The following is a 15,718-nucleotide window of genomic DNA, read 5'->3' on the forward strand; positions in this document are numbered from 1 at the left end:
CATTGGGCCCGCCCGACACACCGGGCGTACCTCGCGCGCTGCGGAAACCGGGTGCGGACGACGCTCTTGTGCCGGATCATGGCGGCATGTCCGTACCCCCGCACGACGCACTGCCGATCCGGCTCAACGTCGACGACTCCGACTCCCCGTCCGATGTCGTCGACGCGCTGTTCCTCGGCCGCTTCGCGACGGGTGAGCAGCCGTACTCGCACGCGGTGAACATCGACCGCGTGCGCTCCGGCGCGACCCTGCTGCCACCGCACGCCCGCGTGCTGCGCGTCGCCCGGGACGAGGACCGCAGCGCCACCCTGGCCGAGGGCGACGGCTGGACCCTGCTGGTCTCCCGCTGGAACCGCGGGGCCGACGTCACGGTCACCGCGACCACCGCCGAACTGGCCGCGCAGGTGCTCGACCAGGCCACCGACGGTGCGGCGGACGAACCCGAGCCGCAGCCGGAGAACGTGACCATGGGCTTCTGGTACGTCTCCCCGCGGCGCGGCCCGCACCGCACCACCCGGCAGATCTCCGCGGGCACCTGGGACGAGGTGCGCCCCAACTACACGGCGCCCGTCGCCGAGGCGATGGACCACCTGATGGGGACGACCCCGCAGGACATCGCCGGCCGGCTGCTCCTGCTGCATGGCCCGCCCGGCACCGGCAAGACCTCGGCGCTGCGCACGCTGGCCCGCTCCTGGCGGGAGTGGTGCCAGGTGGACTGCGTCCTGGATCCCGAGCGGCTCTTCTCCGACGTCGGCTATCTGATGGACATCGCGATCGGCGAGGAGGACGGCACCGGCAAGGGGCGCTGGCGGCTGCTGCTCCTGGAGGACTGCGACGAGCTGATCCGCGGCGAGGCCAAACACACGGCGGGCCAGGCCCTGTCCCGGCTCCTGAACCTCACCGACGGCCTTCTCGGCCAGGGCCGCAACGTCCTGGTCGGGGTCACGACCAACGAGGACCTGGAGCGCCTGCACCCCGCCGTCGTCCGCCCCGGCCGCTGTCTGGCCCGCATCGAGGTCGGCCCGCTGACCAACCGGGAGGCCGTGGACTGGCTCGGTACGGAGGAGGGTGTCGGCCGCGAGGGCGCGACGCTGGCAGAGCTGTACGCACTGCGCCGGGGCACCTCCCCGACCTCGCTGCCGGAACCCCGGGGGCGGTCGGACGCGGGACTGTACCTCTAGGTGTTCTGATGGAGGTATGACGCTGTACGTCGGCACGTCCGGCTGGCAGTACAAGGACTGGAAGGGCGTCCTGTACCCGGCCGGCGTGCCCGTGCGGCGGTGGCTGGAGGAGTACACCGGGCACTTCGCCACCGTCGAGATCAACAACGCCTTCTACCGGCTGCCGTCGCGGGAGACGTTCGCGTCCTGGGCCGAGCGCGTCCCGCCGGACTTCGTGGTCGCGGTGAAGGCGAGCCGCTATCTGACCCACATCAAGCGGCTGAAGGACCCCGAGGAGCCGGTACGGCGCCTGATGACCCACGCGGCCGGGCTCGGCGACCGCCTCGGTCCGGTGCTGCTCCAGCTGCCGCCGACCCTGCGGGCCGACACCGGGCTCCTGGACGCCTGCCTGTCGTGCTTCCCGTCGGGTACGCGCGTCGCGGTGGAGCCACGGCACGAGTCGTGGTGGACGCCCGAGGTGCGGGACGTCCTGCGGGCCCGGGGCGCGGCCCTGTGCTGGGCGGACGTCCGCTCCCGCCCGGTCACCCCGCTGTGGCGCACCGCCGACTGGGGGTACGTCCGCTTCCACCAGGGCCGTGCCCACCCCTGGCCGCACTACGGCCGCCGGGCCCTGGAGACCTGGCTGGACCGCATCGCGACGACCTGGTCGGCCGGGGGCGGGAACGACGTCTACGCCTACTTCAACAACGACCCCGGCGGCGCGGCGGTGGAGAACGCGGCGCTGTTCGGGCGGACGGCGCAGCGGGCGGGGCTGAGCGTGACCCGTACGCCGGGCCCGCTCGCCGCACACCGCTGATCACCGGTCGCCGCCGACTCACCGCTCGTAGGCCGCCCGCAGGGCGTCCCGCACGGCGGCCGACGCCTGTTCCTCGGTGAGTCCCAGCCGCAGCACCCGATCGGCGTAGGCCTGCGCGGCACCCGCCGCCTCCCGCTCCGCCGCCGATCCGGCCGCGGCGACGAACGTGCCGTTGCGCCCCCGGGTCTCGATCACCCCGTCCCCCTCCAGCGCCCGGTACGCCTTGGCGACGGTGTTCGCGGCGAGGCCGAGCGACTCGGCCAGCCCCCGCACCGTCGGCAGCCGGTACCCGACCGGCAGCGCTCCCGACCGCGCCTGCTCGGCGATCTGCGCCCGCACCTGCTCGTAGGGCGCGGCGCTCTCATCGATGTGGATCTTCAAGGTCACGGGCCGATTGTCCCGCACCCGCAGGGGAACGGGAGCGCGGGCGGAGCCGAAAATGGGAGGCACACGGGCGCCGCCCGACCGTAGCGTGCGCTCACATGACCGTCATCGTGCGCGACCTGCGCCCCGGGACGCCCGCCGACATCGAGGGCTTCATCCGGGTCCGGCACCGCGCCCTGCCCTATGTGTTCTTCAGCCCGGCCTCCGTGCTGCACGGCCTCTCGCTGCCCCGCCCCGACGCCCACGCCCGCAAGCTGCTCGCCGTGGCGGACGGCGAGATCATCGGCACGGCCCAGGTGGGCCTCGCCGAGGACAGCCGGGAGCCCGGCCAGGGGTCCCTCAACGTGTATGTGGATCCCGCGCGCACCGGGCGCGGCGCGGGCACCCTGCTGGTCCGCACCGCCGAGGAGCATCTGGCGGCCCACGGGGCGGTGAAGCTGTTCGCCTGGGTCCTGGACGAGCCGGCCGACCGCGCCTTCGCCGAACGGCACGGCTACCGGCCGAGCCGCTCCGCGCACTTCCTCCGCCTGGACCTGGCCTGCGCCGCGCTGCCACCGCTCCAGGACCCGCCGCCCGGCGTCGAGCTGCGTACGGCCGCCGACTTCGCCGACGACCCTCGCCCGCTGTTCGCCCTGGACGCGGAGGCGGGTTCGGACGAACCGGGTGACATCGCCACCGAGTTCACGGACTACGCGGCCTGGGTCGACGAGTACTGGAACCATCCCCACCTGGACCGGGAGCTGACCTCGGTCGCCGTGGCCGACGGCCGCCCGGTCGCCTTCAGCGTGGCCCACACCCACGACGCCGGCCGGTACCGCACCGGCATGACCGGCACCGCCCGCGCCCACCGCGGCCGGGGCCTGGCCAAGCTCGTCAAGAACGACTCGCTGCACCGCGCCCGCGCCGCGGGGTACACGGAGGCGTACACGGGCAACGACGCGGACAACGGGCCGATGCTCGCGATCAACAAGTGGTTCGGGTACGAGATCTGCGCGACGGAGGTGCGGCATGTCCGTGAACTCGGCTGAGCCGACGCGTTCGGTGGACGTCGTCCTCGTCAAGGGCGGCCGGACGAAGATCCGTTACGCGGCCGAGCTGCTGTCCGACGACGGCACCCGGATCGCCGTGCGCGCCCCCTGGGCCGGTGACGCCGTACGCGACTTCGGCTTCGTCCGCTTCGAGGCGGGTGACGTCTTCACCGAGTACTACTGGCGGGACCGCTGGTACGCGGTGAAGGAGGTCCGCGACCGCGCGGGCGCCCTGAAGGGCTGGTACTGCGACATCACGCGCCCGGCCACCCTGTCCGGCGGCGAACTGGTCGTCGAGGACCTCGACCTGGACCTGTGGCGCTCCGCCGACGGGACGGACGTACGGCGACTGGACGAGGACGAGTTCGAGGAGAGCGGGCTGGCGGAGCGGGACCCGGCGGCCGCGGCCGCCGCGGTGACCGCCCTCGACGAGCTGGAGGCGCTCGCCACCGCCGAGGGCGGCCTGGAGTCGCTGCTGGCGTGAGGGGCCGTCGGCCCGCCGCGTCACAGCGCCGCCGCACACCGCCGCCTTCGCCGCCTCACACCGTCGCCACCACCGCGTACCGCTCGTCCGCCACGGCCCCGCCCCACAGCCCCGCGTCCTGCGACAGCCGCTCGACGCGCGCGTGCTCGGTCAGCGGGGCCAGCAGGGCGGTGAGCCGGTCCGCCGGTATGCCGACCGGGGTGACGGCCCCCCATACGCCCTCGACCAGCACGAGCCGCCCGCCGGGTCGCACCAGGCCGCGCCAGTGCCGCAGGACCCGGGCCGGGTCGGGCAGGGTCCACAGCACATGCCGCACGAGCAGGGTGTCGAAGCGCTGCTCACCGACCGGCGGCGCCGCCGCGTCACCGAGGAGGAACACCGCGTCACGCCCGGCGAGTTTGGCGCGGGCCAGGTCGATCATGGCCGGGGACAGGTCGACCCCCGTCACCCGGTGTCCCTGCTCGGCCGCGAGGAGCGACAGGCTGCCGGTGCCGCAGCCGAGATCGAGGAGGTCGCAGCCGCGCTCCGGCAACCACGCGCGCAGCCGCCGGGCCCAGGCGGCGCGCACCCCGGGGTCGCGCAGACCGTGGTCCGGCTCCTCGTCGAAGGCGGCCGCCGCCGCGTCCCAGTCGACACCCGGCGCGGTCGCTTCGTCACTCTTTTTCCTCATGTGCCCAAGAGTGACACCCACCACTGACAATCGAATCGTGACAGCCGCCACTGACAGAAGGGGGGCCGATGAGGAACTCTCCCCCAAAGGGTCTACCTCCGTGAGAACGCGGAACCCGGCAGATCCTGAAGGAGGCAGCCATGCGCCGCACGACCGTGCAGAAGCCCCTGAAGAAGACGGACTCCCGCCGGATCCGCGACGAGGTCGACGAACGCCCCGCGGGGCGCCCCGAGGTGCGCAAGGACATCGCACGCACCTGGTGGCCGGACGGCTGAGCGACGCCGCCTTCAGTCCAGCCGCTTGCGGTAGTGGACGCGGTCGTACGGCCCGTCCACGCGCCGCTCCACGAACGCGTAGCCGTACTTCGGGTAGATCTCCTGGTTCTCCCACATCATCGCGTTCGTGTAGAGCCTGACTTCGGGCAGGCCCAGCGCACGCGCATGTGTGTCCACGAAGTGCAGCAGCCGCCGCCCGACTCCCTTGCCGTGGGCGTCGGGACGGACGGCGATGCTGTCGAGGAACAGGTGGTCGGTGAACGCCTCGACCACCACGAGGCCGGCCACCCCGCCACCGAGCGGGTCACCGGTCACGAACACCTTCCCCGCGGCCACGTCGGCCGCGTGGTCCGCCTCCATGGGCTGCGGCACCTGTCCGATGCGCTCGATGTAGTGCGTGTACGCCGCGTCCGTCACGGCCTTCACGGCCGGCACGTCGGCCGCCGTGGCGGGCCGGATCTCCTCGCTCGTCATGCCCTGAACGCTACCTACCTGATCCCAGGCTCAGCGCTTCCTTAAGGCGACCCTAAAGATCGCCACGGACCGTCCCGAGCAGGCGATTTCGCGGTTTCTTGGTTCCGGCACACATCAGGCCACCACCTGTTCCGGTTCCGAGGAGTTCCCCCATGCCCGCACGCCGCAAGGCCGCCGCCGTCACCGCCGTCGCCTCCGTCGGGCTGGTCCCGGCGGCCCTGACCCTGCTGTCCGCCGCGCCCGCGGCCGCGCACGGGTCGATGGGCGATCCGGTCAGCCGGGTCGCCCAGTGCTACGCGGAAGGTCCGGAGAGCCCGAAGTCGGACGCGTGCAGGGCCGCGGTCGCGGCGGGCGGGACGCAGGCGCTGTACGACTGGAACGGCATCCGCATCGGCGACGCGAACGGCCGCCACCAGGAGCTGATCCCGGACGGCAGGCTGTGCAGCGCGAACAACGAGGAGTTCAAGGGCCTGGACCTGGCCCGCGCCGACTGGCCGGCGACGAGCGTCGGCAGCGGCTCGTACACCTTCAAGTACCGCGTGACCGCCCCGCACAAGGGCACCTTCAAGGTGTACCTCACCAAGGCCGGTTACGACCCCGCCGGGCCGCTGGCCTGGTCCGACCTCGACCTGGAGCACCCGGTGGCGACGGCCACCGACCCGGTCGCGTCGGGCGGCTTCTACACCTTCTCCGGGACCCTGCCCGAGCGTTCCGGAAAGCAGCTGTTGTATGCGATCTGGCAGCGCTCGGACAGCCCGGAGGCGTTCTACTCCTGCTCGGACGTGACGTTCGCGGGCACGGGCGCAGGAACGGGCGCAGGGGCGGGGACCGGTACCGCGCCGTCCGCCTCCGCGCCCTCCGAGGAGCAGATCGAGGACGGTGCCGACAAGTCGACGATCGAGCACCACGGTCACGGGGACGCCGACGCCACCACGACCACGGACCCGACGACCGACCCGACGACGGAGCCGTCCGCCACGACCGAGCCCTCCGCCACGGCCGAGTCGCCCGTCACGGCCAACGAGCCGAGGGCGGCCGGTGCCGGCTCGGGTTCGGGCAAGAGCCTCGCGGAGACCGGCGGTGACGGCAGCGCCCCGTATCTCGCGGTGGGCGGCGCGGCCGTCCTGGCGCTGGGCGCGGCGCTGCTGTTCGGGTCGGTGCGCAGGCGGGCGACGAGCGGCGGACGGCACGGCCGCTGAGCCCCCGTCCCCCTCGGGACTCCCCAAGACTCCGGGGCCTGACCGGCGGCTCAGGTCGGACAGGCCCCGGCGGAACACCTGCGCGTCAGCTGAAGACGGACGCGCAGGTGGTAGCGGTGGCGTGGGCCGGGTCGAGCGCGTTGGCCACCTCGTGGAAGGCGATCCGGTCGAGCAGACCGATCGCCACGTGCTCGGAGAGGTCCACCGGGCACAGATCCTGGAGCAGGACGTTGTGCACGTCGGATCCGCTGAGGTACTGCGTGCGCCACGGCGTGACCACTTCGTCGTACTTGGTGGCGATGACGGTGTAGCGGACGCCGGCGACGGTGTCGCCGCCCGCGTTGAGCTTGGTGAGGAAGGCCGATCCGGCGACCTGGTCGGCGAGGCCGGGGGTGGCGGCCGAGAGGAGGTCCTCGGCGCCCGGGAAGTAGGGCAGCAGGTTGGCGAGTCCGCTCAGTGTGGTGCCGTGGTTGTCGGGGGCGATGCCGACGAGCGCGTTGACCTTGGCGGCTCCGCCGAGGAACTTCAGGTAGTAGCGCGGCATCATGCCGCCCTGTGAGTGGCCGACGAGGTCGGCCTCGGCGGCGCCGGTCGCGGCGAGCACCTTGTCGACGAAGGTGGAGAGCTGCGCGGCCGACTTGTCGATGGGGCCGAGGCCGTTGAAGAACGGGACGCCCGGCAGTTGTCCGTAGTCGACGGAGAAGACGCAGTAGCCGCGGACCGTGAGGTAGGGGGCGAGGGCCAGCCAGTTGTCGATCGAGTTGCCGAAGGTGCCGTGCACGAGGACGACGGGGCGGGGGTGGGCGGCGGAGGGCTTGCAGCGGTAGTCGTTCCAGCCGCTCGCCGAGGCGGTGGCGGCGGAGTCGGCGTGGGCGGCGGTGGCGGGGACGGTGGCGGCCGCGGCGGCCAGCAGCAGTGCGGCGAGTGGTCTGAGCGCGCGTTTCCAGGGCAGCATCGGGTGATCTCCTTGCGGCTCAAGGGAGGTGCGATGGCCTTACGCCCTGTGACCCGGATCACGAGGATGCTGTTCACTCGTCAAGTTACGGGCGAGTAGCTGAACTGTGAAGTTACGCGTCAGTAAAAACTTCCAGTGATAGCCACCGTCGGCCGGCATCACTGATATGCCGTCACCAAGCGGGCCGAATGGGGCCATGGGGGGCGATCCGCGACAACTGGTCGCGCAGAACGCGCACTTCACCCTCGCCGAGCACGGCAGCCCATGCCCGCACCGCCTCGGCGGCCGCTTCCTCCGCCGCCCGGGTGCACTCCCAGCCGCGCTCGGTGAGCACGATCAGCCGGGCCCGCGCATCCACGGGGTGCGGCCGGCGCTCGACATACCCCTTCCGCACGAGCTCCTCGACGAGCTGACTCGCCGCCTGCTTGGTGACTCCGAGGTGCGCGCCCAGCTCGGTGACGGTGGCGCCGTCCGGGGCGAGCCGGGTGAAGGCGAAGCCGTAGGCGGGCCGCGCCTCGAAGCCACGGGCGAGGACGCCGTCGTTGATGCGCTGGGTGAGCTCACCCGCGGCGGCGAGCAGGACGGCGGTCAGGGCGAGGGCTTCGGAGTTCTGCACGTCTGCATTGAAACATTCTTGACAGATTGGTCAAGCAGCTTGACCATAGGGTCAGATAGTCAAGCTGCTTGACCATCTTCGGCGTGTGACCAGCAGCAGTGCCCGGCAGCAGCCAAACCGACAGGAGACACCCATGCCCGTCATCCGTTCGTCCGACGCCGTCACCCACGAGATCCACGGCGCCCGCTTCGTCTCGTACGCCACTCCCCGCACCGGCAGCAAGGAGCTGTGCGCCTGGAGGGGCGAGATCCCCGCCGGGACGAAGGCGCCCGCACACACCGTCAGCCGGGAGGAGATCTTCCATCTGCTCGTCGGCGAGCTGATCCTCACGCTCGACGGCCGCGCCGAGCGGATCAGGGCCGGCGACACGGTGATCGTCAATCCGGGGGCGACCCTGGCCGTCGAGAACCCGACCGATCACACCGCGCTCTCCTGGGTCACCACGTCCATCGGCCTGGAGGCGGAGCTGGCCGACGGGACCCGGATCACTCCCCCGTGGGCCAACTGATCCTGTTCCGGCCGCCGTTGCCTCACGCCGCCAGCGTCCCGGGCTTCACCGCCTCCGGCCCGAACTTCGCCCGCACCCGGTCGGCCACCTCCTCGATCCGGCGGACCTTCTCGTCCACGGGATCGAAGGTGAGCTGGTGGGAGGCCTGGTCGGCGGGGCCGAGCGCCTCGGCGCGCAGAGCGATCGCGCGGACCCGGGCGCGCTGGAGACCGAGCGCCTCGTACAGGCCGTACGCCGTTCTCGTCAGGGCCGCCGAGTGCGCGGTCGGCTCACCGAGGGTGCGGCTGCGGGTGGTGGAAGTGCGGTCGGCGTAGCGCACGGTGAGGGTCAGGGTGCGGCAGACCTTCTCCACGGCGCGCAGCCGGGCGCCCAGTTCCCCGGCGGCCGAGAGAAGCGCGCGCCGATGCCGGTCGGGGTCCAACTCGTCCCGAGTGAAGGGGCGTTCGGTAGCGAGAGAGCGGGAGACGGCGTTCGGGACGACCCGGCCGCGGTCGACGCCGTTCGCCTTCTCGTGCAGTTCCCGGCCCGCCTTCGCGCCGACCAGGCGCTGGAGGGTGGACAGGGGTGCGGCGGCGACCCGGCCGAGGGTGTCGAGGCCGTACTCGCACAGGGTGCGGGCGGTCGCCGTACCGACACCGGACAGCGCGACGACGGGCTTCTCGGCGAGGAACTCCCGTACCCCGCTCTCGGGGACCGCGCACGTCACCCCGGGCCGGGCGCCCCGCAGCGCCATGCGGGCCGACATCGGGCCGGGGCCCGCGCCGATCACGCAGTCGACCCCGTGCAGCGCGAGCGCGCGCACCCTGATCACCGACGCCAGCTCGACCGCGCTGCGCCCGAAGTACCGTTCGGCGCCGCGCAGATCGGCCAGCGCCCCGTCCGGCGGCAACGCCTCGACGACCGGCGTGAACTCCTCCAGCAACCCGAGCAGCGCCGGCAGGGCGGCCTCGTCCGTCGAAGGCAGCTGGAAACGTACGCAGAGGATGGTCATCCCGCACTCCCCGGACTCTGGTGCCACAACTTCCTTCCCACCGCGGGCCCTTCGCCCGCGGGGCGCAGATCGGCCCAGGGGTGCATCTCGTACCCCGTGGGCATGCGGATGCGACGCTGTTCCCCCGCGTCCTGGGCGGCCGAACCCGCCGGTGCGGGCTGCCCGTCCGAACCGGCGAGCCGGCTGCGCGCCGGGCCGTCGCCGCCGGCGCCCGCGTCCGGGGTGCCCGCGTCAGGGGCGCCCGCGTCAGGGGTGCCGCCGGGATCGGCCAGCCGGGCCGCGACCCCTTCCAGCCCCTCGTCCCGGCGCACCTCCAGCAGTTCGGCGAGGTTCCAGGCGGCGGCGCCCACCACGCTGAGGCTGCGCGGGCCGCGCCGCTGCACCACCCCGCGCACCAGCAGCAGCCAGGAGTGGAAGACGGTGTGCGCGCAGGCGTCGTGGGAGTCGTCGAAGAAGGCGAGGTCGACCAGGCCGGCGCCGTCGTCCAGGGTGGTGAAGATGACCCGCTTGCCGGACCGGATCGGCGGGGTCTGGGTGGCCGCCTTGGCGCCCGCCACCAGGACCGTCTCGCCGTGCCGGGTCTCGCGCAGCCGGCGCGCCGACACCACGCCCAGTTCGTCGAGGAAGCTCCGGTGGTCGTCCATCAGATGGCGCGAGGCGTCCATGGACAGCACGCCCAGTTCGGCGCTGAGCTTCTCGGCGGAGGACAGGTCGGGCAGCCCGGCCGGGGTGGTCTTCCGCCCGCCGGCCAGCGGGAGTTGACCGCCGCCCGCGCCCCGGGCGCCCCGGTGCAGTTCGGTCAGGTGCAGTTGCAGGTCACGCCGGTTGGCGCCGAACGCGTCCAGCGCGCCGACCTGCGCGAGCCGCGCGGCGAGCGGACGGCTCGGCCGCGCCCGTTCCCAGAAGTCCAGCAGCGAGGCGTACGGCTGCCCGTCCGCGATCCGTGCCGCCTCGGCCTCGGTGATGCCGTACACGTCGGAAAGGGCGAGCCGCAGCCCCCAGACCCCTGAACCGGATGGATCAGAGCCCGCACCGGAGGAATCAGACCCTGAATCAGACACCAGTTCGATCCGGTGGGCGACCGCCGACCTGTTCACGTCCAACGGCAGCACCGGCACCCCCCGCCGACGCGCGTCCGCCAGCAGCAGCCGCTTCGGGTACATCCCGGGGTCATGGGTGAGCAGCCCGGCGTAGAAGGCGGCCGGGTGGTGCGCCTTCAGCCACGCCGACTGGTACGTCGGTACGGCGAAGGCGACCGCGTGCGCCTTGCAGAAGCCGTACGAGCCGAACGCCTCGACGATCTCCCAGGTCCGCTGAATCGTTTCTGCGTCATATCCGCCGGCCACCGCGTGCTGGGCGAACCACACCTTGATCCGCCCCTGCGACTCCGGGTCCGACAACCCGCGCCTGACCCGGTCCGCCTCACCGCGCCCGCAGCCGGTCATGACGGCGACGATGTCGATGATCTGCTCGTGGAAGACGACGACCCCGTAGGTGTCCCGCAGCGGCTCCGCCAGATCCGGGTGCGGATACCGGACCGGCGCCCGCCCGTGCCGCGCCTCGATGAACGGCCGCACCATGTCGGCGGCGACCGGCCCGGGCCGGAAGAGGGAGATGTCGACGACGAGATCGTGGAAGGTGGCCGGCAGCAGCCGCCCCACCAGGTCCCGCTGGCCCGGCGACTCGATCTGGAAGCACCCCAGCGTCTCGGTGGACCGGATGAGCCGATACGTCGCCGGGTCGCCGCCCTTCAGCGTGTCCAGGTCGATCCGCTCCCCCGTCGCCCGCTCCACCTCGCCCACCGCGTGCGCCATCGCCGACTGCATCCGCACGCCCAGCACGTCCAGCTTGAGCAGCCCGAGGTCCTCGACGTCGTCCTTGTCGAACTGGGCCATGGGGAACCCCTCGCCGCTGGTCGGCATGACCGGCGTACGGGAGAGCAGGGAGGCGTCGGAGAGGAGCACCCCGCACGGATGCATGGCGACTCCGCGCGGGAGGGCGTCGAGAGACTCGACCAGCTCCCAGAGCCGCCCGTACCGCTCCTTCTCCCCCGCCAGCGACCTGAGTTCGGGCAGTTCCTCCAGCGCCGCCCGGGCGTCGCGCGCCCGGATGTGCGGGAAGGACTTGGCGATGCGGTCGATGTCGGCCGGGTCCATGGACAGGGCCGCGCCGACGTCCCGGATGGCGTGGCGGACCCGGTACGTCTCCGGCATCGCGACCGTCGCGACCCGCTCGGTGCCGAACCGGCCGATGATCGCCCGGTAGACCTCCAGCCGGCGCGCGGACTCCACGTCGATGTCGATGTCGGGCAGCACGACCCGCTCCTTGGACAGGAAGCGCTCCATCAGCAGCCCGTGCTCGACGGGATCGGCGTTCGCGATGCCGAGCAGGTGGTTCACCAGCGATCCCGCACCGGAGCCGCGGGCCGCGACCCGGATGCCCATCCCCCGCACGTCGTCCACGACCTGGGCGACCGTCAGGAAGTACGAGGCGAAGCCGTGGTGGGCGATGATGTCCAGCTCCCGGTGCATCCGCTCCCAGTAGGCGCGCTTGCCGGAGTGGCCGCGCAGCACCATCCCGGCCGCCGCGCGGGAGGCCAGGGTCCGCTGGGCGGTGCGGCGGCCGGCGCCGACGAGGTGCGGCTCGGGGAAGTGGACGGCGCCCATGCCGAGGTCGTCCTCGGGGTCGACCAGGCACTCGGCGGCCGTCGCCCGCGTCTGTTCCAGCAGGCGGTGCGCGGTGTCGCGCCGGTAACCCGCGGCCTCGACGATCCGCTCGGCCGTGCGCAGCATCGCGCCCGCGTCCTTGAGCCAGGCCTCCCCGGAGTCCAGCCCCTTCGCCGGGTCGACCGGGACCAGCCGCCGGGCGGCGTCCAGGACGTCCGCGACCGGGCCCTGACCGGGGTCGGCGTACCGGACGGCGTTACTGAGGACGGGCCGGATCCGCTGTTCGGCGGCGAAGCCGACGGTGCGGGCGGCCAGCCGCAGGGAACCGGGTCCGGTGCCGGTGCGCCCGTGCCAGACGGTCTCCAGCCGCAGGGCGTCGCCGTACACCTCCCGCCAGGGGGTGAGGAGCTTCGCCGCGCGGTCCGGCCGGCCCGCGGCGAGCGCGCGGCCGACGTCGGAGGCGGGGCCGAGCAGGACGGTCAGGCCGGCGCCGTGGTTCTCGGCCCAGGGCAGCACCGGGGTGCCCTCGCTCTCGTGCGCGGCCGTGACGATCCGGCACAGGTCGCCCCAGCCCCGGGCGCCGTCGCGGGCGAGGAAGGTGACCCGGGGTGTCGACTCGTCGATGAAGGCGCCGCCGCGCACGGGGGTGCGGCGCCTGTCCCGTCGTACGGACGCGTCGCCCTGCGGCCGCTCGGGGGGCGCCACCGCCAGGTCCACTCCGAACAGTGGGCGCACACCCACCTTCGCGCAGGCCTTGGCGAAGCGGACCGAGCCGGCGAGGGTGTCGCGGTCGGTGAGGGCGAGGGCGTCCATCCCCCGCTCCGAGGCGCGCTCGGCCAGCCGCTCCGGGTGCGAGGCGCCGTAGCGCAGGGAGAACCCGGAGACGGTGTGCAGATGCGTGAACCCTGGCATCCACACCTCCTGAATCGAACATCAGTTCCCAACTCTCCCACCCCCACCATAGACCAATTCCCGAACATCTGTACGACAGCCGTTCGGACGCCTCTCACCTGCGGAAACACCCCGCGGCCCGGACCGTGGGGACATGACACCGACCACCGGCGCCGACCCGTCCCGCAGCTCCGCCGGATACGTGTGAAGTCCCGCCCCTCGCGCGCGGGGCGGGACTTCAGCTGCTCAAGGGGCTGCTACGGGAGCGTCAGCCGATCTGCGTCCCCGTCGCCGACAGCGCCTCCGTCACCGGCTGGAAGAACGTCTCCCCGCCGGAGGTGCAGTCGCCGCTGCCGCCCGAGGTCAGGCCGACGGCACTGCTGCCCGAGAAGAGGGAGCCGCCGCTGTCGCCGGGCTCGGCGCAGACATCGGTCTGGATGAGGCCGTTGACGATGTCACCGTTGCCGTAGTTCACCGTGGCGTCCAGGCCGGTGACCGTGCCGGAGTGCACCTGGGTGGTCGAGCCGCTGCGGGTGACCTTCATACCGACGGTGGCCTCGGCGGCGCCGGTGATCTGCTGGGCCGAGCCGTTGTAGAGGTCGACCTCGCTCGGGTGGTCGACCTCGGCGGTGTACTTGACCAGGCCGTAGTCGTTGTCCGGGAAGCTGGACACCTCGTTGGCGCCGATCTCGGTGCCGGAGGAGTCCGACCAGGTGGAGATGGCGTCGGTGCAGTGCCCGGCGGTCAGGAAGTACGGCTCGCCGCCCTTGACCACGTTGAAGCCGAGGGAGCAGCGCCCGGTGCCGCCGGTGATGGCGTCGCCGCCGGCGATGAAGGGCTTGAACTCCCCCTTGGTGCGCTGGAGTTCGGCCACCTGACCGAGCCCGTCGACGACCTTGGTGAGCTTGGCCCACTCGGTGTCGGAGACGGTGCGGTCGGCGGTGACGACGACCTTGTTGGTGGTCGGGTCGGTCACCCAGGCGGTACCCGGGACGGACGCGTCCGCCTTGAGCGTCGTACGGGCGCCGGTCAGTTCCGCGAGGGAGTTCTCGACGATTCTGGCCTTGGCGCCGGCCGCCTCGACGGTCTTCGCGGCGGCCGCGTCGAGGACGTTCACCACGAGGCTCTTGCTCTTCGCGTCGTAGTACGTGCCCGCCGCGTCGGCGCCGAGGTCCTGGCCGAGCGTCGAGGCGAGCTTTCCGGCCGCGAGGGCCGAGAGGGGGGCGGGCTGCGAGGTCTTCGCAGGCTCGCTGGCGTTCGCAGTCTGGAAGGTGACTCCGGCTGCGACGAGCGCGGCGATGCCCGCGCCCGTCATGACCATCCGCCGCCCGGGTATGCGTCGGTGCTTCAACTCGCGTCCTCCTGTGGGGGGTCGGCCCGGGCGGTGATGGGGACAGCTCCGGGCCGGAAGGCTGGTTGACGGGCGCCCACTCTTCCGAACCGCACAGGGAGCACACAAGGTCGACTTCAGGACGCGCACAGGGTGAACACCGCGCGCCCTTCGTGCCTTCACCACCCCGGGGTACCCCCTGGCCACCACAGGAGAATTCGCACTGCAAACGCTACGCGTGAGTAACCACTCACGCGGCGGTGAGGTCTAGTCCTGGCCGGAACCCGACTCCGCCTCGGGCGGCGAAGGTGTGGAAGTCGTCGGGGGTGTGGAGGACGTCGGGGGAAGCGGTTGCTGCTGCTGGGCCCGCTCCAGGAACCTCAGCAGCTCCACCGGGAACGGCAGCACCAGCGTGGAGTTCTTCTCCGCGGCGACCGCCACCACCGTCTGGAGCAACCGCAGCTGGAGCGCGGCGGGCTGCTCGGACATCTCCTTCGCCGCCTCGGCGAGCTTCTTGGAGGCCTGGAGCTCGGCGTCGGCGTTGATGATCCGGGCCCGCCGCTCACGGTCGGCCTCGGCCTGCCGGGCCATGGACCGCTTCATCGTCTCGGGCAGGGAGACGTCCTTGATCTCGACCCGGTCGATGGTGACGCCCCACTCCACGGCCGGGCTGTCGATCATCAACTCCAGCCCCTGGTTGAGCTTTTCGCGGTCGGACAGCAGATCGTCCAGATCGCTCTTGCCGATGATCGACCGCAGGGAGGTCTGCGCCATCTGCGAGACGGCGAACCGGTAGTCCTCCACCCGCATGACCGCCTCGGCCGGCGAGGTCACCTTGAAGTACACGACGGCGTCCACGCGCACGGTGACGTTGTCCCGCGTGATGCCCTCCTGCCCGGGCACCGGCATCGTGACGATCTGCATGTTGACCTTCCGGAGCCGGTCGATGCCCGGAAGGATCAGGGTGAGCCCGGGGCCGCGCACCTCGGGCCGGAGTTTCCCGAGCCGGAGGACCACGCCCCGCTCGTACTGCTTGACGACCCGCGCCGCCGCCGCCACGTACACCGCTCCGGCGGACACGAGCACGAAGCCCGCCGCCATCAGCTCCTCGACCATTGCCGGCCCCCAGGGGTCCACAGCACTGCCCGCGCATCACTGCCTGTACCCCGACGGTAACCCTGCCCCCCGGCAAGGGCGAGCCCCCGCACGCCGGTTGCGTACGGGGGCTCGCCTGCGATCGGCCACAGGCCAGGTGAAGCGGTCCCGCGCG

16 protein-coding genes are annotated in these 15,718 nt (G+C 72.5%); 7 read left to right on the top strand and 9 right to left on the bottom strand.

All coding sequences use genetic code 11. The annotated features are described in order from the left end of the window. The first annotated feature begins 86 nt into the window (after positions 1-86). Together G9272_RS10770 and G9272_RS10775 are read left to right on the top strand one after the other, a co-directional pair. Complete coding sequence (locus G9272_RS10770; RefSeq protein ID WP_171396347.1) at positions 87-1,181, top strand: DUF5925 domain-containing protein; 1,095 nt, start codon at positions 87-89, stop codon at positions 1,179-1,181. A 16-nt stretch (positions 1,182-1,197) separates the two neighbouring features. Beyond that, a complete protein-coding gene (locus G9272_RS10775; protein ID WP_171396348.1) occupies positions 1,198-1,977 on the top strand; it encodes a DUF72 domain-containing protein in 780 nt (259 codons plus the stop codon). Positions 1,978-1,995: 18 nt separating this feature from the next. On the opposite strand, the gene G9272_RS10780 is transcribed toward G9272_RS10775, so the two are convergent. Continuing rightward, the gene (locus G9272_RS10780) at positions 1,996-2,364 is read right to left on the bottom strand and encodes a GntR family transcriptional regulator (RefSeq protein WP_171396349.1); all 369 of its coding nucleotides are present in this window, start codon (positions 2,362-2,364) and stop codon (positions 1,996-1,998) included. A 95-nt stretch (positions 2,365-2,459) separates the two neighbouring features. Between G9272_RS10780 and G9272_RS10785 the strand changes: the two genes are divergently transcribed. Both G9272_RS10785 and G9272_RS10790 read left to right on the top strand, forming a co-directional pair. After that, entirely contained in the window at positions 2,460-3,389 is a 930-nt protein-coding gene (locus G9272_RS10785) for a GNAT family N-acetyltransferase (RefSeq protein WP_171396350.1), read from the top strand. Next, entirely contained in the window at positions 3,370-3,873 is a 504-nt protein-coding gene (locus G9272_RS10790) for a DUF402 domain-containing protein (protein ID WP_171396351.1), read from the top strand. Before G9272_RS10785 ends, G9272_RS10790 begins: the two co-directional genes overlap by 20 nt. 55 nt (positions 3,874-3,928) lie before the next feature. On the opposite strand, the gene G9272_RS10795 is transcribed toward G9272_RS10790, so the two are convergent. After that, complete coding sequence (locus tag G9272_RS10795; protein ID WP_171396352.1) at positions 3,929-4,543, bottom strand: class I SAM-dependent methyltransferase; 615 nt, start codon at positions 4,541-4,543, stop codon at positions 3,929-3,931. Positions 4,544-4,683: 140 nt separating this feature from the next. Here G9272_RS10795 and G9272_RS45900 point away from each other — a divergent pair, with 140 nt between their 5' ends. Then, positions 4,684-4,818, top strand: a complete 135-nt coding sequence (locus tag G9272_RS45900) for a hypothetical protein (protein WP_020128204.1) — start codon at positions 4,684-4,686, stop codon at positions 4,816-4,818. A 12-nt stretch (positions 4,819-4,830) separates the two neighbouring features. Here the strand turns inward: G9272_RS45900 and G9272_RS10800 are convergent, their stop codons facing one another. Continuing rightward, positions 4,831-5,292 carry a GNAT family N-acetyltransferase gene (locus G9272_RS10800; RefSeq protein ID WP_171396353.1) on the bottom strand — a complete coding sequence of 154 codons (462 nt, stop codon included), beginning with the start codon at positions 5,290-5,292 and terminating at the stop codon, positions 4,831-4,833. A gap of 152 nt (positions 5,293-5,444) precedes the next feature. On the opposite strand from G9272_RS10800, the gene G9272_RS10805 reads away from it, so the two are divergent. Next, positions 5,445-6,491 carry a lytic polysaccharide monooxygenase auxiliary activity family 9 protein gene (locus G9272_RS10805; RefSeq protein ID WP_171396354.1) on the top strand — a complete coding sequence of 349 codons (1,047 nt, stop codon included), beginning with the start codon at positions 5,445-5,447 and terminating at the stop codon, positions 6,489-6,491. 85 nt (positions 6,492-6,576) lie between these two features. On the opposite strand, the gene G9272_RS10810 is transcribed toward G9272_RS10805, so the two are convergent. Both G9272_RS10810 and G9272_RS10815 read right to left on the bottom strand, forming a co-directional pair. Beyond that, positions 6,577-7,446 (bottom strand): esterase/lipase family protein, encoded by an 870-nt coding sequence (locus tag G9272_RS10810; protein ID WP_171396355.1) that lies wholly within the window; start codon positions 7,444-7,446, stop codon positions 6,577-6,579. Positions 7,447-7,618: 172 nt separating this feature from the next. Next, positions 7,619-8,062, bottom strand: coding sequence for a MarR family winged helix-turn-helix transcriptional regulator (locus tag G9272_RS10815; RefSeq protein ID WP_171396356.1), 444 nt, complete (start codon positions 8,060-8,062; stop codon positions 7,619-7,621). A gap of 133 nt (positions 8,063-8,195) precedes the next feature. Here G9272_RS10815 and G9272_RS10820 point away from each other — a divergent pair, with 133 nt between their 5' ends. Further along, positions 8,196-8,570 (top strand): cupin domain-containing protein, encoded by a 375-nt coding sequence (locus G9272_RS10820; RefSeq protein ID WP_171396357.1) that lies wholly within the window; start codon positions 8,196-8,198, stop codon positions 8,568-8,570. Positions 8,571-8,592: 22 nt separating this feature from the next. Here G9272_RS10820 and G9272_RS10825 read toward each other — a convergent pair whose 3' ends face one another. The 4 genes from G9272_RS10825 to G9272_RS10840 form a co-directional block, all read right to left on the bottom strand. Then, positions 8,593-9,561 (bottom strand): DNA polymerase Y family protein, encoded by a 969-nt coding sequence (locus tag G9272_RS10825; protein WP_171396358.1) that lies wholly within the window; start codon positions 9,559-9,561, stop codon positions 8,593-8,595. Continuing rightward, on the bottom strand, positions 9,558-13,139 hold the full coding sequence (locus G9272_RS10830; RefSeq protein ID WP_171396359.1) for a DNA polymerase III subunit alpha: 3,582 nt from the start codon (positions 13,137-13,139) through the stop codon (positions 9,558-9,560). Before G9272_RS10830 ends, G9272_RS10825 begins: the two co-directional genes overlap by 4 nt. Before the next feature lie 247 nt (positions 13,140-13,386). Then, positions 13,387-14,469: a S1 family peptidase gene (locus tag G9272_RS10835; RefSeq protein ID WP_171396360.1), complete on the bottom strand. Its 1,083-nt coding sequence runs from the start codon at positions 14,467-14,469 to the stop codon at positions 13,387-13,389. 246 nt (positions 14,470-14,715) lie between these two features. Then, a complete protein-coding gene (locus tag G9272_RS10840; RefSeq protein WP_171396361.1) occupies positions 14,716-15,564 on the bottom strand; it encodes a slipin family protein in 849 nt (282 codons plus the stop codon). Positions 15,565-15,718 lie beyond the last annotated feature (154 nt).

This window comes from Streptomyces asoensis (assembly GCF_013085465.1).
Taxonomy (GTDB): Bacteria; Actinomycetota; Actinomycetes; order Streptomycetales; family Streptomycetaceae; genus Streptomyces; species Streptomyces cacaoi_A.